Annotated in this window: 13 protein-coding genes; all 13 read right to left on the bottom strand. The window is 60.9% G+C overall.

The genetic code is table 11. The features are described 5' to 3' along the window. Positions 1–22 precede the first annotated feature (22 nt). Entirely contained in the window at positions 23–1,180 is a 1,158-nt protein-coding gene (pseC, locus tag M5G26_RS27685) for a UDP-4-amino-4,6-dideoxy-N-acetyl-beta-L-altrosamine transaminase (protein ID WP_273917020.1), read from the bottom strand. Next, complete coding sequence (gene pseB, locus M5G26_RS27680; protein ID WP_273917019.1) at positions 1,177–2,178, bottom strand: UDP-N-acetylglucosamine 4,6-dehydratase (inverting); 1,002 nt, start codon at positions 2,176–2,178, stop codon at positions 1,177–1,179. Before pseB ends, pseC begins: the two co-directional genes overlap by 4 nt. 30 nt (positions 2,179–2,208) lie before the next feature. Further along, positions 2,209–5,133, bottom strand: a complete 2,925-nt coding sequence (locus M5G26_RS27675; protein WP_273917018.1) for a TIGR00180 family glycosyltransferase — start codon at positions 5,131–5,133, stop codon at positions 2,209–2,211. Positions 5,134–5,183: 50 nt separating this feature from the next. Continuing rightward, complete coding sequence (locus M5G26_RS27670; RefSeq protein ID WP_134178365.1) at positions 5,184–5,912, bottom strand: cephalosporin hydroxylase family protein; 729 nt, start codon at positions 5,910–5,912, stop codon at positions 5,184–5,186. 29 nt (positions 5,913–5,941) lie between these two features. Beyond that, positions 5,942–6,607, bottom strand: coding sequence for an acetyltransferase (locus M5G26_RS27665; RefSeq protein WP_150692174.1), 666 nt, complete (start codon positions 6,605–6,607; stop codon positions 5,942–5,944). Continuing rightward, complete coding sequence (locus M5G26_RS27660; RefSeq protein ID WP_273917017.1) at positions 6,604–7,725, bottom strand: DegT/DnrJ/EryC1/StrS family aminotransferase; 1,122 nt, start codon at positions 7,723–7,725, stop codon at positions 6,604–6,606. Before M5G26_RS27660 ends, M5G26_RS27665 begins: the two co-directional genes overlap by 4 nt. Further along, complete coding sequence (locus M5G26_RS27655) at positions 7,722–8,948, bottom strand: class I SAM-dependent methyltransferase (protein ID WP_273917016.1); 1,227 nt, start codon at positions 8,946–8,948, stop codon at positions 7,722–7,724. Before M5G26_RS27655 ends, M5G26_RS27660 begins: the two co-directional genes overlap by 4 nt. Further along, a complete protein-coding gene (rfbC, locus tag M5G26_RS27650) occupies positions 8,945–9,505 on the bottom strand; it encodes a dTDP-4-dehydrorhamnose 3,5-epimerase (protein ID WP_273917015.1) in 561 nt (186 codons plus the stop codon). Before rfbC ends, M5G26_RS27655 begins: the two co-directional genes overlap by 4 nt. After that, positions 9,502–10,584 (bottom strand): CDP-glucose 4,6-dehydratase, encoded by a 1,083-nt coding sequence (gene rfbG, locus M5G26_RS27645; protein ID WP_273917014.1) that lies wholly within the window; start codon positions 10,582–10,584, stop codon positions 9,502–9,504. The genes rfbC and rfbG overlap by 4 nt, the downstream gene beginning before the upstream one ends. Continuing rightward, on the bottom strand, positions 10,566–11,339 hold the full coding sequence (gene rfbF, locus M5G26_RS27640; RefSeq protein WP_003222820.1) for a glucose-1-phosphate cytidylyltransferase: 774 nt from the start codon (positions 11,337–11,339) through the stop codon (positions 10,566–10,568). The genes rfbG and rfbF overlap by 19 nt, the downstream gene beginning before the upstream one ends. 255 nt (positions 11,340–11,594) lie before the next feature. Beyond that, on the bottom strand, positions 11,595–15,188 hold the full coding sequence (locus tag M5G26_RS27635; RefSeq protein ID WP_273917013.1) for a glycosyltransferase: 3,594 nt from the start codon (positions 15,186–15,188) through the stop codon (positions 11,595–11,597). Between the two features lie 109 nt (positions 15,189–15,297). Beyond that, positions 15,298–16,866, bottom strand: coding sequence for a flagellar hook-associated protein 3 (locus M5G26_RS27630; RefSeq protein WP_038363782.1), 1,569 nt, complete (start codon positions 16,864–16,866; stop codon positions 15,298–15,300). Positions 16,867–16,879: 13 nt separating this feature from the next. After that, positions 16,880–18,925 (bottom strand): flagellar hook-associated protein FlgK, encoded by a 2,046-nt coding sequence (gene flgK, locus M5G26_RS27625; RefSeq protein WP_038363780.1) that lies wholly within the window; start codon positions 18,923–18,925, stop codon positions 16,880–16,882. Between the last annotated feature and the right edge of the window lie 17 nt (positions 18,926–18,942).

The raw sequence follows: 18,942 nt of genomic DNA, 5'->3' as shown, positions 1-18,942 counted from the left end.
CCATCCGTCGCCACAGCGGCAGTTATTCGGTCAGCCGACGCAATTGCTCGACCACGTAATCCTGTTGTTCGTCGCTCAGCAGCGGAAACAGCGGCAGGCTGATCGCCTCGGCGTAATAACGCTCGGCTTCGGGGAAATCGCCCTCGGCGAAGCCCAGGTCGCGATAGTAGGGCTGCAAGTGCACAGGAATGTAATGCAGATTCACGCCAACACCGGCACTGCGCAAGCCTTCAAACACCTGACGGTGGCTGAGGCCGATGCGATCGGTCTGCAAGCGAATCACATACAGATGCCAAGCCGACTCTGCCTCAGGCTGAAGGCTGGGCAACGTCACCGGCAAATACGCCAGCAGGCGATCGTAACGCGCCGCCAGTTCACGACGCCGGGCGATGAAGCCCTCGAGTTTGCTCAGTTGCGACAAACCCAGCGCGGCTTGCAGGTCGGTGATCCGGTAATTGAAACCCAGCTCGATCTGCTGGTAATACCACGGGCCGTGGCTCGGCTCGGTCATCTGCTGCGCATCACGGGTCATGCCGTGGCTGCGCAGACGCTGCAAGCGCTCGGCCAGATGCGGGCGGTTGGTCAGCACCATACCGCCTTCGGCACTGGTGATGATCTTCACCGGATGAAAACTGAACACCGTCATCGCCGCAAACTCGCCACACCCCACCGGGTGTCCCGCGTATGACGCACCGACCGCATGAGAAGCATCTTCGATCACGGTGAAGTTGTAGCGTTCGGCCAGTTGCGCAATGCGGCGCATGTCGCAGCTCTGCCCGGAGAACGCCACCGCCACCAGCACTTTCGGCAGGTTGCCGTCCTGTTCGGCCTGATCGAGTTTCGCTTCGAGGGCGAAGGCATCGAGGTTCCAGGTCAGCGGATCGATGTCGACGAAATCGACCTCGGCGCCGCAATAACGCCCGCAATTGGCCGAGGCGAGAAAGGTGTTCGGGGTTGTCCACAAACGATCGCCCGGCCCCAGGCCAGCGGCCAGGCAGGCGATGTGCAGCGCCGCCGTGGCGTTGCACACCGCGACGGCGAAGTCCGCCTGGCAACGTTCGGCCATTGCCTGCTCGAAGCGCTCGATGGTCGGCCCTTGGGTCAGCCAGTCCGATTGCAGCACCTCGACTACCGCGTCGATGTCTGCCTGATCAAGGCTTTGCCGACCGTAGGGAATCATACCGAGAGCTTCGCGTGCAGGTCAGTGATCTGCCCGACCGAGAGGAAGTGCGGGTTGGTGTCGGAGCGGTATTCGAAATCTTCGCTCACGGCACGCCCCTGCTCGCCAAGATTGTCGACGGCAAAATCGACATCGACGCTGGTGAAGCGGATCGACGGCTGGATGGTGTAGTGATCCTCAAACTCCAGGGTCATCCGCGCATCGTCCAGCGGCACCATCAACTCATGCAGCTTCTCGCCGGGACGAATGCCGACGTTCTTGTGCGGCAGATGTCCGGCCATGCCCCGCGCCAGATCGACGATACGGATCGACGGAATCTTCGGCACGAACACTTCACCACCGTGCATCCGCGCAAAGCTGTCGAGGACAAATTGCACGCCATGGTCGAGGGTGATCCAGAACCGCGTCATGCGCTCGTCGGTGATCGGCAACTCCGTAGCACCGTCGGCGATCAGCTTGCTGAAGAACGGCACCACCGAGCCGCGCGAGCCCGCCACGTTGCCGTAGCGCACCACGGCAAACCGGGTTTGCTGTTCGCCGGCAATGTTGTTGGCGGCGACGAACAACTTGTCCGAGAGCAACTTGGTCGCGCCGTACAGGTTGATCGGGCTGGCCGCCTTGTCGGTCGACAGTGCCACGACTTTCTTCACGCCGTTGTCGATGGCGGCGGCGATGATGTTCTCCGCGCCATTGACGTTGGTACGTATGCATTCGGTCGGGTTGTATTCCGCTGCCGGCACCTGCTTCAACGCGGCGGCATGCACCACGTAGTCAATGCCGCGCATGGCCTGCCGCAGCCGATCAGCATCGCGCACGTCACCGATGAAGTAACGCATGCACGGCGCATTGAACGTCTGCTGCATCTCATACTGCTTCAGTTCGTCACGGGAAAACACCACCACGCGCTTGGGCTGGTATTGCTCCAGCAGACGGGCGATGAATTTGCGCCCGAACGAGCCGGTGCCGCCGGAGATGAAAATCGATTTACCGTTGAACATGTCTGAATTCCTGTGTCCTGGTCGCCAGGCTTAGCCGAGCAATTGCGCCCAATTGATCGGGGCACTTTCGCCCAGGGTAAAACCTTTGCCGGTCAGCGCCAGGTTGGCGTTGTACGCCGGATCCTGGGCAAAAGCCACGCTCCACTTCTCGCGCAATGCAGCCAATGCTTCAGGGGTTTGCGGCAACTCGCCGGTGTGCAACACCTGCACCAGCGGCGTCCACACGGTGAGGTAACCGGCCTGCCCGGCCTTGAGACACAGATCAACGTCGCTGAAGCCGTCGGCGAAGGTCACTTCGTCAAGGCCACCCAGTGCGTTGAACAATTCTTTGCGCACCATCAGGCACACCCGCGATACCGCCGAATAGTTCTGCTCGACCGCCAGGCGCTGCATGTAACCCTCGTTAGTGTGTTTCTCGCCGATGAAGGCCGAAGCCACCCCGTCGTTCAACCCGAGAATCAAACCTGCCTGGGCGATCTTGCCGTCGCGGTCCACCAGTTTGGCACCGACGATGCCGACCTCAGGACGCTGGGCGTGATTGAGCAACGACTCGATCCAGTTCGGGTTGACCACTTCACTGTCGCTGGCCAGCAGCACCAGATATTCGCCCTGCGCCTCTTGGCTGGCCGCGTTGTACAGCGCCACCGGGGCAAGCGGACGATCGGCATGCAGCACCCGCACTTTGACGTTGCGCTGCGTTCCCAGCCAGTCATTGATCTCGGCCGACTGATTCGGGTTGACCGCCACCAACAACTCATAGCGGGTGTAACGGGTTCTGAGCAGCACGGCGTCCAGGCAGCGTTGCAATGCGCCAAGATCGTCGCCAGCGGGCACGATCACCGAGACCAGCGGTCGCTCGACATGGCGATAGTCGATCTGCCAGGTGCCAGGCTGCGTGGAGGTGACCTGAGCCTTGTAACCACGATTGCCCAAGTGCCGCAGCAGCGCCTGACGCTCGTGAGGATTTTCTGCCAGCTCCGGCGCCCGGGTGATCAGCAATGGCTCATCGAGATGGGCGAGACCGTCGAGGCCACCCTGCTCGATGATGCGCAGCAGCACATCCAGTTCCAGCGCCTTGCTGAAATCGGCCTGATAACCACCAAGCCCCGTCAGCACTTCGCGACGAATCAACCAGTGCCGCGCCATCAGTGACGGAACGCTTTGCAGCAGATCGAGGTTGAAGCCCGGGCGGAACATATCCACCAGCGCACCATTTTCCTGGCGCTGAATTTCATCGGTGGCAACCGCACGCACACCCGGCGCAGCCATCAGTTCGAGGCTGGCCCGCAGCAGGCCGGCCGCCGTGAACTCTTCACCCGCCTCAGCCAGCAGCAGCCAGTCGCTGGTCGATTGATTAACGCTCTGGTTGAGCTTGTCGACGAAGTTGCTTTGGGTCACGCGCACAAAGTGCAGGGTATTTTGTGCAGTGGTTGCAGCCGGCGGTTCGCCCGTGGTGAAGACCACAACCTTGAAGGCTTTGCTGTGACCTTCGAGCAAGCTGTCCAGGGTGATCTGCAACTTGTCGATGTCGTTGTCCAGATCGAGCAGGAAAATGCCGAACTGCGGTCCACCGGCATTGTCTGCCAGGTGACCGGCGATCGCCGCGGCCTGCTCGGTATCCGGCTCACGTGCAGCGAGCCACTCGAGCAGTCGGCCGGTGAGCATCCTGGCGAATGTCGGCTGATGACCTTCGAGCAATACCGTGTCCAGACGCGCGACCCAGTCGCGCAGCACGGGAACGTCGCCTTCCTCGTCCAGCGGTTGCAATTGCGCGATCAGTTGCTTGATCACCGCGCGATTGAACACGTTGGCGTCGTGCGCCTGCCACAAGCGGTCGAGCACGCTTTGCGGGGTGTCATTGTTGCGTTCCAGCATCAGGCTCTGCTGGCGAGCCCAGATACCTTCCAGTTCCTGGAGCTGAACGCGTCCGGCAGGCATCGCGTGCAACAGAAACTCGAATTGCGTCAGTTGATCGAAAAACACCTGATTGTAGAACGGCATTTCCACGTATTGCTTCGGACCGAATCGACGCTGCGGGTCCGTCGCGATATCGACCCAGGTCGACTCGAAAATCAACTCGGCGGTGAGTGCCCGATAGTTCTTCAGGCTGTCGGCGAGCGTGGCAAAACTCTTCAGAGCAAACTGTTTGCCCTGCTGTGGATCCTGATGCTGGAGCTGGGTCGGCAACCCCGCCAGGAATTCGGCAAACGCCTCACGTCCGGCCACGCTCTTGGCGTCCATATAGGCCAGCGTGTGATAGATCTCGGTGTTGTGATCGGACTGGCCATAGTTGATTTCGCGCACGACATAAGGAATCGGCAGAATCCGCACCTTGCCCCGGGCCAGCATGTAAAAGGTGTGACCGACTTCCTGCCACTGGAAGATCGTGTCTTGCGGCATGGCTGCGTACCAGTCGCGCAAGATCGCCGTACGCTGCACGGCATAGAACGGCGGCAGGTACTGATGCATGTAATCGAGCAAACGCTCTTCGGCCTGATCGGCCGAGTAGTCTTCGCAGACTTTCTTGTCACGACGGTAGTAATTGACGCTGTTGGCCATTGCCAGATACATCAGGCTGTAGCCATGGCACAGGCTGTAATCGGGGTTGGCCTCCATGAATGCCACGGCTTCGTGCAGGGCATCATGCACAAGGAAGTCATCGTCGGCGGCAAACACCATGTAAGGCGTTTGCAATTGCTCGACACCGTAAGCCAGCTTGGCGCGAATCCCCCAGTAACCGAACTGCGGCAAATGTTGATAATCCACGTGGGTGAATTCGGCAGGGATGCCCGTCAGCGCCACCGCCGACGAATCCAGCACCAGAATCCTGCACGGCAGGCTGCTGTAGAAGCGAATGGCTCTACGCAAAAACGCCGGGCGTTCGTGGGAGATCAGCACAACGGTCAACTGTTCGTTGAGTGCCAGATCGGTTACAGAAGTGTTCTTGCCTTGCATATATTCCCCACAAACGGCGCGTCGCCGAAAACCCATCGTTGTTGTGTCGATTAACGCACGCGACGCAGATAACCATCCGGCGCGACTGTGATCAGCAATTTGCTGTGAATCGCTTGATCGATCTCGAAATCACGATTCTCTTCCAGGTAAGCCCACACCGCGGTTTTCGGGTTGTCACCCTTGCCCCACGGACGATCCGGGAACGCATCGGCCGGCATGTCTTCGACCACGGTGTCCATGACCACGCAGTAGCTGCCCACCGAAACCAAAGGTGCATACAGGCGCAGCTCTTCGAGGACGTGTTCGTGAGTGTGGTTGGAGTCCAGCACCACCAGCACTTTTTTGCCCTGCACGCGCTCGCGCACCTGATCAACGATGGCGCTATCGATGCTCGAACCCTGGATCATGCTGATGCGTTTGAACATCGGGTGCGCTTCGATGGCTTCGCGGTTGTGCTCGCGAATATCGATGTCGATGCCCAGTACTTCGCCGTGCCCGATCAGTTCCAGGATCGAGGCGTAGAACACCAGCGAACCGCCGTGCGCGATACCCGTCTCGACGATCACGTCCGGACGCAGGTTCCAGATGATTTCCTGCATCGCGACCATGTCCTGCGGGAACTGAATGATCGGTCGGCCCATCCAGCTGAAGTTGTAGGTGTACTTGTGCTTGGCCGTGGTGCCGACCCAGTCGAGAGACTCGGTCTGCAGGGCCTTGTCGTTCTGCAGGCCTTCGATGTTGGCTTTTACTTCTTCGCGAAACTGTTCATGCGGATTCATTGCAACTCTCCAAAAATTCGGGAAACGGCTTACCTGAACACCTTGGCATCCGGGTAAGGCACTGCGTTGGTCTTGATGATCCTGGCGGGATTGCCCACCACGACCGAAAAATCCGGCACATCTTTGGTCACGACCGCACCGGCACCGATGGTTACCCAGCGACCGATGCGCAGGCGCGGCAGGATCGTGGCGTTGGTGCCGATAAAGGTCCCGTCGCCGATTTCCACACAACCGGCGATGCACACGCCCGGCGCCATGAACACCGAGTGGCCGATCTGCCCTTCATGCCCCACGACACTGCCGGCGCTGATACTGGTGTTGTCGCCCAGTGTCACTTCAGCCTGCATCAGCACGCCTTCCTGCAGATAACTGCCCTGCCCCATGCGGATCATGCTCAGGTCGATACCCGGATGAACGAACTGGCCGAGGCGCGCACCGGCATCCACCAGCTGACAGGTGGTTTCGTAGCGTAACCGGGTACTGCCGGTGATCAGATTGACGAAGCGCACGTCCTCGCCATTGAGTTCGCCGACTAGCTCGCAACCACCGAGCACCGGGACCCCGTAAAACAGCGTGCCGTGCTTGCGCGGATCGTTGTCGAGGAAGGCGAACTCGATGTTCGGCGTGCTGCGCTTGACGGCGTGCAGCATGCGCACCGCTTCCGGGTTGGCGGCCCCCAGCAGATACATCTTCACGATGTGTGCCTGCGCGCCAGCAGATCCAGCACCACTTGCACCACACGCTGTTGATCGGCGTCGGTCATGTCGTGATAGCTCGGCAGGTTGAAGGCACGCTCGGGCAAGGCAAACGCCAGCGGCGTGTCGACCACGTATTCGCTGAACATCGGCAGCGACGACAGCGGCCAGAAAAACACCCGGGCGTCGATGTCTGCGGCCTGGAAGGCGGCGATCATTTGCTCGCGGTGGATGCCGGTATCGGCAGCAAACACCACGGTCGGCATCCAGTAGCCATTGCGGCCATGGGCCGGTTCTGGATTGAGCGACACACCCGCTACGCCTTCGAGCGCTCGCGCATAGTTGGCAAAAATCGCCCGTTTGCGTTCGATCAACTCATCGATTCGCTCGACCTGAGCACAGCCGACAGCGGCCTGCAGATTGCTCATCTTGTATTTGAAGCCGACAAACTCTGGCCAGAACTGTTTGGTGCAACCTGCCACACGACCATGGTTGGACAGGGTCAGGACCCGCTCATACAAGGCCTTGTCCGAGGTGACGAACATGCCACCCTCACCGGTGGTCATGGTCTTGGTGCCATGAAACGAAAAAGCGCCGAAAGCCCCCAGCGAGCCGGCAGCCTTGCCGCGCCATTGCGAGCCGATGGCTTCCGCCGCGTCTTCGATCACCGGGATGCCGAACTCGCGACCGATGGCGAGCAGCGCGTCCATGTCACACAGGTTGCCGTACAGATGCACGGCGAGAATCGCCTTGGTGCGCGGGGTGATCGCCTTTCTGACCTGTTGCGGATCCAGGCACCAGCTGTCCGCCAGTACATCGACAAACACCGGCGTGGCGCCCAGGTAAGTGATCGGTGCCGCCGAGGCAATCCAGTTGGTGTTGGCCAGGATCACTTCGTCACCAGCGCCGACACCCAGCGCGGCCATGCCCATGTGCAGCGCGCCGGTGCAGCTGGAGGTGGCGATGGCGTAGGTGCTGCCCAGATGCTCGGCAAAGCCGTGCTCGAAACGTGTCAGGTATTCGTAGCAACGTGCGCCCCAACCGTTCTGCACGGCGTCCAGGGCATACTGCGCTTCGAGTTCGCCAACGCTGGGTTTGGTGTAATGAATTCTGCTCATTGAATGCTCAACTCCGGAACGGCGACGACAAAGCGTGCGCCCCATGCCTTGGCCGCAGACAGCTGCTGCGTCACTTCGCTCAACAGGTTCCACGGCAACACCAGAATGTAGTCAGGCTGCTCCTGGGCAATACGCTCAGGCGCAACAATCGGGATGCGGCTGCCCGGCAGGAACTTGCCCTGCTTGTGCGGGTTGGCATCGGCCACCCAGGCCAGCAGGTCCGGTTTGACCCCGGCGTAGTTGAGCAAGGTGTTGCCTTTGGCGGCAGCGCCATAACCGACCACACGCTTGCCTTCAGCCTTGGCCTGCAACAGAAAGCGCAGCAATTGATGCTTGATGCTTTCTGCCGCAGGGGCGAGCGAGGCGTAGTACTCAGCAGTTTTCACCCCGGCAGCGAGTTCGGCTTGCAGCTGCTGCTGCACCGCCGCTTGCACCGGACGACGCTGGCCGTCCTTGCGTTGCACAAACACCCGCAGCGAGCCGCCGTGCGTCGGCAGTTGGCTGACGTCGAAGACTTCCAGACCATTGCGCTCGCACAGGGTCTGCACGGCCGTCAACGACAGGTAGGAATAGTGTTCGTGGTAGAGCGTGTCGAACTGCGCACCCGCCATCAGCGTCAGCAATTGCGGGAATTCGAACGTGGCCACGCCGGTCGGCTTGAGCAGTGTCGCGAAGCCGCCGAGGAAATCATTGATGTCCGGCACATGCGCGAGCACGTTGTTGGCCGCCATCAGATCAGCGCCCCAGCCCTCGCTTTGCAACTGCGCGGCGGTGTCACGACCGAAGAACAGCTCACGAATCTGCAGGCCTTTTTCCCGCGCTGCCTGTGCAGTGCTGCGGGTCGGCTCGACACCCAGGCACGGGATGCCTTGAGCGGCGACGTATTGCAGCAGGTAACCGTCGTTGGCGGCGATTTCCACCACGCGGCTGTCGGCGGTCAGATCAAAGCGCTCGACCATCTCGGCGACATAGCGTTCGGCATGGGCCAACCAGGTGCTGGAGAACGAACTGAAGTAAGCGTATTCAGCGTCGAACAGGCTGTCGGCGCGAGTGTAATCCTCGGTCTGCACCAGCCAGCATTGCTGGCACACCGCAACTTTCAGCGGCACCCACTGCTCGGCCTGTTCCAGGCGATCAGCGTGGACGTAGGCGTTGGACGGCGGCGAGGTACCGAGGTCGATCAGCGGCAGGCTCAGCGGTGCGGCGCACCCACGGCAGTTCATAAACGCACTCCAGCAAAATGTTGATCAAGCGCGGGATGGCTGGAATCACGCGCTGACAAATTATTGACAGGCAACGGCCAGGCAATCGCCAGCCGTGGATCGTTCACCGACAGACCGCCCTCATGCTCCGGCGTGTAATCGGCACTGTGCAGGTAAAGCAATTCGGCATCGTCGCTGAGGGTCTGGAAACCATGGGCGAAGCCGGCCGGGATCAGCAGGCTGCGACCGTCACCGGCCTTCAGATGCTCGGCGTGCCAGTGCAGAAACGTCGCGGAGTCGTGGCGCAGATCCACCGCCACGTCCCACACTTCACCGCGCAGGCAGGTGATCAGTTTGGCTTCCGGCGCATTGCCATTCTGATAATGCAGACCACGCACACTACCCTTCTCGCGGGTGCAAGAATGGTTGATCTGGCGGATATGGAATTCGCTGCCGAACGCACTCAGGCTGCCTTCGCAGAACAGCCGGGCGAAGTGCCCGCGCTGGTCTTCAAAACGTTTGTGCTGGACGCTGAACAATCCGGCCAGCGGCAACGCTTTCAGAGAAAACTCACTCACAGCGCGCCTCGGTACAGGTTCAATTGACCGAGGGTAACAGCGCGCATGTCATCGCCGTTCTGCCACGCCAGATGCCAGTCGAGGGTCTGGGTCAGGCAGGCCTGCAAGGTCCAGCGTGGCTGCCAGCCGAGCACTTGGCGCGCACGGCTGCTGTCCAGACGCAACAGGCCGGCCTCGTGCAATTCGCTTTTTTCGATGCGCAGACCACGCGCTTGTGGCCAGCGGCTGGCGAGCAATTCGACCACTTCGCCGACGCTGCACATGTCCGCTTCGCCCGGGCCGAAGTTCCACGCCCCGGCGTATTCCGGGCCTTGCTCGTAGAGGCCGGCGGCCAGTTGCAGATAACCGGCCAACGGCTCCAGCGCGTGCTGCCACGGGCGCACGGCTTGCGGGTAACGCAGGGTCACCGGTTCGTCTGCGGTCCAGGCTTTCAGCACATCAGGAATCAGTCGTTCAGGCGCAAAGTCACCGCCGCCGAGGACATTGCCAGCACGCGCCGTAGCCAAGGCCAGACCGTGTTCGGCGTACTTGTCGGCCGGGAAGAACGATGCGGCATACGACTGTGCGAGCAATTCACAGCAGGCCTTGCTGCTGCTGTACGGATCGTGACCACCGAGGGCTTCGTCTTCGCGGTACGGCCACAGCCATTCCTTGTTGGCGTAGACCTTGTCGGTGGTCACCAGCACGCAGGCACGCACGCAACCGACCTGACGAATCGCTTCGAGCAGGTTCAGGGTGCCCATGACGTTACTGGAGTAAGTGCCGAGCGGATCGCGATAGCCTTCGCGTACCAACGGCTGAGCCGCCAGGTGCAGAACGATCTCCGGCTCTGTGTCAGCGATGATTTCCAGCAGAGCGCCAAGATCACGAAGATCGCCACGCTGATCGTTGATGCCTTCGTGCACGCGCGCCAGTTCGAACAGGCTCGGTTCAGTCGACGGATCCAGAGAAAAGCCGCTGACTTGCGCGCCGAGGCTTTGCAGCCACAGGGTCAGCCAGCTGCCTTTGAAACCGGAATGCCCGGTGACGAGAACGCGTTTGCCACGCCAGAAATCCGCACTCAGGCCCATTGCTTCCATGGGGCCTCCCCGCTCTGCCACAGGGCTTCGAGGTGGTTCTTGTCGCGCAGGGTGTCCATGGGCTGCCAGAAGCCATCGTGCTGAAACGCCATCAGCTCACCGCGCGCGGCCAGGCCGTCCAGCGGACCGGATTCCCACGACGTCGAATCGCCTTCGATCAGCGGCAGGACCTTGGGCGACAGCACGAAAAAGCCGCCATTGATCCAGCCTCCGTCGCCGCGTGGCTTCTCGGTGAAACCCAGCACCCGGTCGCCTTCGCGATCCAGCGCACCGTAGCGTCCCGGCGGTTGTACCGCGGTGACGGTGGCCAGTTTGCCGTGAGTCAGGTGGAAATCGACCAACGCGCTGATGTTCAAATCGGAAACGCCGTCGCCATAGGTGAAGCAGAAGGCCTCTTCATTTTCCAGGTAGCGCGCGGCTCGCCCCAAGCGGCCACCGGTCATGGTTTCTTCACCGGTATCGATCAGCGTCACACGCCATGGCTCGCTGTAATTCTGGTGAACGTCCATGCGGTTTTCACGCATGTCGAAGGTCACATCGGAGGTGTGCAGGAAGTAGTTGGCGAAGAAGTCCTTGATCGCGTACCCCTTGTAGCCCAGGCAAATCACGAAGTCGTGAATCCCGTGGGCGGAGTACTGCTTCATGATGTGCCAGAGAATTGGCTTGCCGCCAATCTCGATCATCGGCTTGGGCTTGAGGTGCGACTCTTCACTGATGCGCGTGCCCAGACCACCCGCCAAAATAACTGCCTTCATCCTCTCCCCTCTCGTTCGTCACAGCGCTGCGTATCGCTTTCTTGAGCGTTACAGCCTTCTGGCTAAACCTTTCTGCCGTTTCGGGCGCAGGGGCAATGACCGCGAGCGCTCGTTTTATGGCGATTTGAGGGGGACTTGCAGGAAACGCGCCAGCTCGGTGCGCTACGTGTCGCAGGACGTGCAGCCATGAAAAAAGGGATGAATCCGTCACCGGACTCATCCCTTTCATCGGGCTGTTTCAACGATTGGAACCGGTCAGTCCGCCAACCAGCCATTTTCCCAGTAGCGCAGGTTATCGCCACGCAACACGTAATCGCGCAGCACCACCTCACGCAACTCGTCGCCCATGCGGTAACTGGCATCAGGATCGGCCAGGTGCATGCGAATCGCCTGCAGCCATTCATCGGTGGTGTTGGTCTTGACCCGCGTGCACGGCAGGTAGCCACGATAGGCTTCGGTGTCAGTGCAGATCACCGGGTAGCCGCAGGCGCCGTACTCCAGCAGCCGCAGGTTGCTCTTGCAGTCGTTGAAGATGTGGAACTCCAGCGGTGCCAGGGCCAGATCGAGGTTGAGGCTGGCCAGCTTCGCCGGATACACGTCGAGCGGGATCACCCCGTGGAACTCATGCATGTACGGCCGCAGGTCATCCGGGCACATGCCGAAGAACACCCAGTCGACTTCATTGGCCAGCTCGCGAACCACCTCCGCGATCACTGCCAGGTCGCCGTGGTGGCTGGTGCCACCGCCCCAACCGACCCGTGGTTTTTTCGACGTACGCCGCTGGCTGCGCAGGTTGCTCCAGAGGTCTTTGGCGAGCATGTTCGGCACCACACGAATGTCGTGGTGCATGTCCGACAGCGCATTGGCCAGTGGCTGCGTCGACACGACCACCCGATCACAGAGGCCGATCGCCCGACGCACCATGCGCTCCATATCCTGCTTGTTCGGCATGTTGCGGATGTGGGCATTGCGATGAGGAACGTCGATGACATAGTCATCCAGCTCGAAAATACGCCGGGCGCTGAAATACTTTTTCAGCGGCGGGATTTCATCAATGGCGTGCTCCGAGTAGCGTCCCTGCAGCACGATCACGTCGGGCGCCTGACGCTCGATGTCGACGATCGACGGCAAGCCGTAGCAGATGCGCCCTTCGACCCGGTTGGCCGCCTCAAGCTCGATCATCGGCTGGCTCATGCGGTAATGGCCGATGGCAGAAGCGTTGATCGGTACCACGAGCACGTTGGGCAGACTCGACTTGGAAAACGCACGCCAGCCGCTCAGCAGGCCCGGTTCGAGGCTGAAGTTGGTGGCCCCGATACCCTGTAGCGCAAGGTTGACGTTGTAGGCCGGATCGCGCGCAATCAGCGGCAACCAGCGCTGGTAAAAAGTATCCTGCTCGCGCTCGTGCTGTTGCTGCTCTTCGCTCGTTGCCACGGCGCTCGGACGTGTGCCCAGAGCCAGCCTGGCATGTGGGTTCCACACCACCAGGTAACCTTCGCGACCGACACGCAGGCACAGATCGACGACGTTGTAGGCGACCTTCAAGTCCTGATCGTCGAGCCCCGCGACCTCCTCGAAGACCGACTTGCGAACCATCAGGCAGTCACCGCCGACGGCGCTCAGATCCTGCACCGCCTGCAGTCGGAACATGTAGCCCTCCGACTGCATCGGCTGACCCAGGAACGGCAGCCCGGCCGGCCCCTGCAAGCCGAGAATCAGCCCGGCATGCAAGATCCCGCCATCCGGGTCGTACAACTTGGCGCCGACCACTCCGACTTCGGGGCGCTGCGCATGATTGAGCAATTCGTCGAGCCATTCGGCTTGCGTGATCACCGCAAAAGCGTTGAGCAGCAACACATACTCGCCACGCGCCTGGCTCACGGCAAAGTTGTGAATGGCGGCAGGGTTGTGCTTTTGCAGGCAGCGCAATACACGAATCCGCTCACCGCCCAATTGTCCCATGCCATCGAGCCAGGCCTGTGCCTCGGCGGTTTCGCTGCCGCTATCGACCAGGAGAATTTCGTACTCGGTGTAAGCGGTCTTTTCCAGCAGCGTTTCGACACAACGCTGCAAGGCTGCCGTCTGATCCTGAGCGACGATGATCACCGAGACCAACGGGCGTCGGGCATGGCGATAGTCGACCCGATTGAGCAGCTCAGAGCCCTCACGCCGGGTTTCGTAGGTAATCCCCAGGCGCTGCAGATGCGCATCGAGCACCCGTGGATTCTGCTCCAGGACACCCGGATCAGTGAGCCATTGGGACAGATCGAATTTCGATTCGAGCAACACTTCGGCGATATGCCCGACCACCTGAGTGCCGTCGCTCTCGACCATGCGCCAGAGCAGGTCGTGAGGTGCCAGTTGCGCGAAGTCAGACGCCAGGCCTCCCAACTCCAGAACCCGCTCGCGCTTGAACGCCAGAGCACGCCCGACGTAGGGATAGCTGCGCATGAGGTCGAGGTTGAAATCCGGTTTGAACGCAGGCTCTGCCGACTCGCCATTGCGCAGACTGCCTTCGTCGCTGTACAGGCAGGTGAAGGACCGCGAATGCGCGATGCGGTCGGCCATGATCAGCAACGCCGTGGCCACCGGGCGATCACCAGGCTGCAGCAGGTAGAACCAGTCGGCGCCTTCCAGTTGCGGCAGCAAGCTATTGAGCTGCTCCAGCCCGTCGTCTTGCAGCGGCAGTCGAAACACGCGTCCATCCAGCTCCGCTTCGGAGCAGGACGCGGACAGTACCAGCACCAGTTCCGCCGGGTAATCCTGATTGGCGAGGGCCTCCAGCGTACGCTCCACACCGGCGCGACTGCCTTTGTCGTCGATGATGACCGGCACGATTCGCGGCTGGTGCGACCAACCGGCGATGGTTTCCGGCAGCATCTTGCGCTGGCCTTCGGTCAGCACCCGGCACTCCAGCCATTGCGCATAGAGTTCGCCAAAACTCAGGCTGTCCACCCCGACGCCACACTCCTGGCGGCTCTGCCGGGAACCCAGGGTGCGACTCAACGGCAGCTCATCCCAAACCCTTGGCGACTCATCAGCCTTTACCAGCGGGATGTAACGCACCCAGCCTGGCGCCGGCGCCGACTCACCGTTGCGGACCTTGAGCATTTGCGAGAGCCACTCGCGCTCGACGTCCATCGCGTCCTTCATCGGTTGCTGCGCGCTGAGCCGCTCCGGATAAAGACGCTCAGCGCTCAGTACATTGTTCGATACCGCCAGGTTGCCGCGTCGCAGCAGGCAGATATACAAGGCGAAATCCAGGCTGGCGACGAAGCCGCCGCCCTCCTCGGTCAAGGCCGGCAGCAGCTCGGCGACGTCCGCGCGGCGAAACAGCGCGTTGCTGAATCCGCCGAGAACGTTGACCGGGAATTTTTCAAATATCGCCAGTAGATCGTCACCCTTGAACAGGCCACTGACCGGCGACAGCGAAGTGTTTTCCAGACGCGCAGGCAGGATGATGTCGTTCGCGTCCCAGAGCAGTCGCTGGGCCAGCACCAGACTGACCTCGGCACGGCGCATCTCGTGCGCCTGCTGCTCGATACAGGCGGAATAGAGCAGATCATCGTCACACAGAAACTTGATGAATTCGCCCTGCGCCTGATCCAGGCAGGCTTTCAGGTTGCCGACCAGGCCCAACGTGCGCGGGTTGCGTACATAACGGACGGCGACGCCGCTCTCCTCGCTGACATTCGAGACGATGGTCTCGATCTCGACGCCACGACTGTCATCGCAAACGATGATTTCCAGATGGCCATAGCCTTGGCTGACGGCGCTGCGCAAAGCACGCTCGAAAAAGCGTGGATTGAAGGCGGGAATGACAAGGCTGACGAGAGGGAGTGAATTCACGGCGGGCTCACAGGCGGTACGAGCCCGCTCGGTAAAGCGAGCCCTGGAAACCGCTAAAAAACATTACTTGAAGGATGGAGCAAACGGGCGCTCACGCGCCCGTTAACCGTCAGATCTTGTTGAACAGACCCAACTGGCTGATCTTGCTGAACGCCAACTGCGCGGCTTGCAACATAGTCTGCTGCAGGGTCAGGCGGGTCATGACTTCGGCGGGATCCGAATCACGGATCGAGCCCTGGGTCGTGGTGTTCGCCGTGCTCAGGCTCAGGTTCGTCGCGGTTTGCATCTCCAGCGCCTGGCCACGGGCACCAATGGTGGTGACAGAAGCGCCAATCTGGTTGGTGGCGGCGTCGATGTTGCCGAGACCCGACTCCATGACACCCTGAAACTTCTGCTTGGCAACATCATCACCGTCGATCGGCATATTCAATGCCGTAATCATCTGGCCCAGCGTGTCGAGCACGTTCTGGGTCTGGTGATTGTTCGGCTGGATCGAGAACTGATCGCCAGCGGCCGGCGTGTTGCCCAGCGCGAAAGTCACGCCCGCAGCGGTCGCGTTGCCGCCAGCCACGGTGCCGGACGACACGGGTTTGCTGTCCGCAGTGACTGGCGCCGCATACAGATCGAACGCCGTGGCGCTGGTGAACTTGAGCACCGCGCCGCCTTGCGGGAAGGCGTTTGTATAGGCCGACTGGTCGGTGATGGTCGAACCGGTAATCACCGCAGTAGACGGGTTGCCCGGGCTGCGCGCGGTGGTGAACGAGTCAGGCTGGGTCGACAACTGGAAGCTGTGCCCGGCAATGACCGCGTCCGGGTTGGTGTCACCCGTTTTCAGGTTGATGTTCAGCTTCAGGTCGACGCCACGGAAACTGACCGTCTGGTTGGTGCCGGTGGTGTTGACGATCGCCCCGTTCTGGCTGGCTTCGGCCGTCACGTCGTTACCCAGCGCATCGGTGATTTGCAGTTGGGTGCTGCTGACGAAACTGACGGTGTACGGCTGACCACCGGAGAACTTGGAGTTGTAGGTGGCCACATTGCCGACGGTACCGCTGGACAGCACGACACGGCCGTCATCCACTGCCGGAGCCGTCATGTTGGTGCTGGTGCGGCCGGTGTTGATGGTCTGCTGAAAGGCATCCCAACCGGTGGTGTTGGTGCCGACCGTCATACCGTCGCCGATGCCCAGGTTGATCGTGGTCTGGTCACCGTTGTAGGTGTAAGTGCCGTCGGCATTCTGCGAGTACGGCGCGGTATCGGTCTTCGAACCGGAGAACATGTAGTTGCCGTTGGCATCCTTGGAGTTCATCAGGCCCAGCACTTGTTGCTGGATCTGACTCAGTTCCGAAGCGTAAGCCTGGCGATCCTTGTCGGTGCGCGTGCCGGTGTTGGCGGCCAGGGCGAGTTCCTTGGCACGCGCCAGTGCGGTGGTGATGGAATCCAGCGTGGACTCCTGCACATTCAACGAATTTGTGGTGGTGTCGACGTTGGTCTTGTACTGATCCAGCATCGCGGCCTGCTGGCCCAGTTGCAGCAACCGACCGGCGCCGATCGGATCATCGGAGGCGTTGGTGATGCGCTGCAGGCTGCTCGCCTCGCTGGCGGTAGCGACAGCCTTGTTGAAGTTACGCTGATAGTCCGAAGCTTGCGTTCCGTAATACTGGGCGGTGGAAATGCGCATGAATTACGACTCCTTAAAGGCTGTTGATCAGCGTGGCGAAAGTTTCCTGCGCAGCTTTGATGATCTGCGAAGACGCTGTGTAGTACTGCTGGTATTTGACCAGGTTGCCGGTTTCTTCATCCAGGTTGACCCCGGACAGAGAGTCGCGCGCGTCTTTGGCGTTATCCAGAATCGCCGTGGTCGCGGTGATATCGGACTTGCCCTGAGCGGTCTTGGTACCGACGTTGGTCACCAGCTTGTTGTAGGCGTCGGTCAGGCTGATGCCTTTGCTCGCCGAGCCGGTATCGACCGTCTGCTTGGTCTGCAGGCCAACCAGCGCTTGCGCGTTACGGTTGTCCGACGACGCCGCACCGGTCAGGTTCATGGTGAAGGTTTCGCCAGGCTTCGGCGTGCCGCCAACGGTGGTCTGCACCGAGAAGGTTTTCTGCACGTTCGGCGTGACGCTGGTGTCCAGTACCGGGTTGCCGCTGGCATCGACGATGCCGACTTTCAGGTCCAGCGTGTTCGATTGACCGGGCACGATGGTGCCGCTGCTGATGAGGCCGCCCTTTGCATCGACAAAGGTGTAAGACTGGCTGCCACCGGTGACGTCACCGAACACCAGTTTGACCGGCGTCGAGTTCTTCAGCGCCGCCTGCATGTCAGCCTGGGCAGTCGGGTTGTAGATATCGATTTTGGAGCTGAGCGTCGGCTGGGTGTAATTGCCCAGACCGTTGGCGCTGGCCACACCGGTCAACGGACCGGCCGCAGCAATTTTCTTCGGATCGGTGAGCACCGTCTGGATGCTCGCGGCCGCATTGCGGGTCGGCGTCACTTTGAAGCTGTCACCGGCGCTCAACGCACCACCCTTCAGCGCGAGGGTGAAACCATCGATCACTGGCGGTGGATTGGTGGTGGTGCTGAAGGTGCCCAGATCGGTGCCGTCGGAACGTTTGACCGAGTAGTCGGTAGCGCTGGTGAACGTGACCTGATAATCGCTGGTGGTCAGCTTGCCGCTGTCCTTGATGGTCACATCGAGGTTGCCCGAACCTGCGCTGTTGCCGTCCTTCGCGATGCTGCGCTGGCTGATCAGCGCGGCACTGTTGATGTTGTTGAACAGCGCTGCGCCGAAGTCACCGTTTTTGTCGATGCCCTGGGCTTGCTGGCTGTTGACCTGATCAGCGATCACCAGCGCCACTCGGCCCAGCTCATTGAGCGATGGATCGAGAACCTCTTTGCGATAAGTCAGCAGACCACCGATTTCGCCACCGCTGATCACCGAGGTGATGTCGATGGTGCTCGAACCGCGATCCATCTGGATGCCCATGCGCGATGGGTCATCCTTGAGCGGCACGGTGCTCAGGGAGTTGGCGGAGTTGCCAATGACCAGGGGCTGGCCGCTACCGACGTAGATGTCGAAGCTGGTGCCGCGCTCAACGACCTGCGCGCCGGTCAGCTCGGACAACTGGCGTACGGCTTCATTACGGCTGTCGAGCAGATCGTTCGGCGCACCACCGCTGGTGGAGATCTCGCCGATTTTCTGGTTCAGGTTGGCAATCGAGGTGGCCAGTTTGTTCACCTGGGCCGCCATGTCGCCGAGGCTGCCGTTGATGGTGGTGTTCTGGTCGTTGAGCTGTTTGGCGATGGAGTTGAAGCGGCTGGTCAGCGCCTGCGCACCGGTCAGCACCGATTGGCGCGAGGTGTCATCGGTCGCAGACGTCGATACGCCCTGCATCGTCGTGAAGAACTTTTGCAGCACACCGGTCAGGCCGGTGTTGGTGTCGGACAACGTGGAATCCAGCGGCGTGGCCTGCGCCAGGTACGACGCCGCTTCGCTGTTGAGCGAGGTCGCCGTGTGCAGTTGGGATTCCAGGTAGGAGTTGTAGACCCGGCGTACGTCAGCCAGGGTCGTGCCCGTGCCGATGAAAACGCTGCCGTACTGCTGCGAGGATTTGGTGCCCTGCACGGTTTGCTGGCGTGAATAACCGGCGGTGTCGACGTTGGCAATGTTGTTGCCTGTCGTAGCCAAAGAGGACTGGCTGGCCGACAGTCCCGACATCCCGATATTGAGCAAACTCATGGTTCAGACCTTATACC

The organism is Pseudomonas sp. TNT2022 ID642 (genome assembly GCF_028656995.1).
In the GTDB taxonomy this organism is placed as follows: domain Bacteria; phylum Pseudomonadota; class Gammaproteobacteria; order Pseudomonadales; family Pseudomonadaceae; genus Aquipseudomonas.
Note: the sequence above shows the minus strand (reverse complement) of the source record. Positions and strands in the feature narration are given on the sequence as shown.

Coding starts and splice junctions, on each gene's coding strand:
- pseC (WP_273917020.1), bottom strand. CDS start 1,180: ATGATTCCCTACGGTCGGCAAAGCCTTGATCAGGCAGACATCGACGCG.
- pseB (WP_273917019.1), bottom strand. CDS start 2,178: ATGTTCAACGGTAAATCGATTTTCATCTCCGGCGGCACCGGCTCGTTC.
- M5G26_RS27675 (WP_273917018.1), bottom strand. CDS start 5,133: ATGCAAGGCAAGAACACTTCTGTAACCGATCTGGCACTCAACGAACAG.
- M5G26_RS27670 (WP_134178365.1), bottom strand. CDS start 5,912: ATGAATCCGCATGAACAGTTTCGCGAAGAAGTAAAAGCCAACATCGAA.
- M5G26_RS27660 (WP_273917017.1), bottom strand. CDS start 7,725: ATGAGCAGAATTCATTACACCAAACCCAGCGTTGGCGAACTCGAAGCG.
- M5G26_RS27655 (WP_273917016.1), bottom strand. CDS start 8,948: ATGAACTGCCGTGGGTGCGCCGCACCGCTGAGCCTGCCGCTGATCGAC.
- rfbG (WP_273917014.1), bottom strand. CDS start 10,584: ATGGAAGCAATGGGCCTGAGTGCGGATTTCTGGCGTGGCAAACGCGTT.
- rfbF (WP_003222820.1), bottom strand. CDS start 11,339: ATGAAGGCAGTTATTTTGGCGGGTGGTCTGGGCACGCGCATCAGTGAA.
- M5G26_RS27630 (WP_038363782.1), bottom strand. CDS start 16,866: ATGCGCATTTCCACCGCCCAGTATTACGGAACGCAAGCTTCGGACTAT.
- flgK (WP_038363780.1), bottom strand. CDS start 18,925: ATGAGTTTGCTCAATATCGGGATGTCGGGACTGTCGGCCAGCCAGTCC.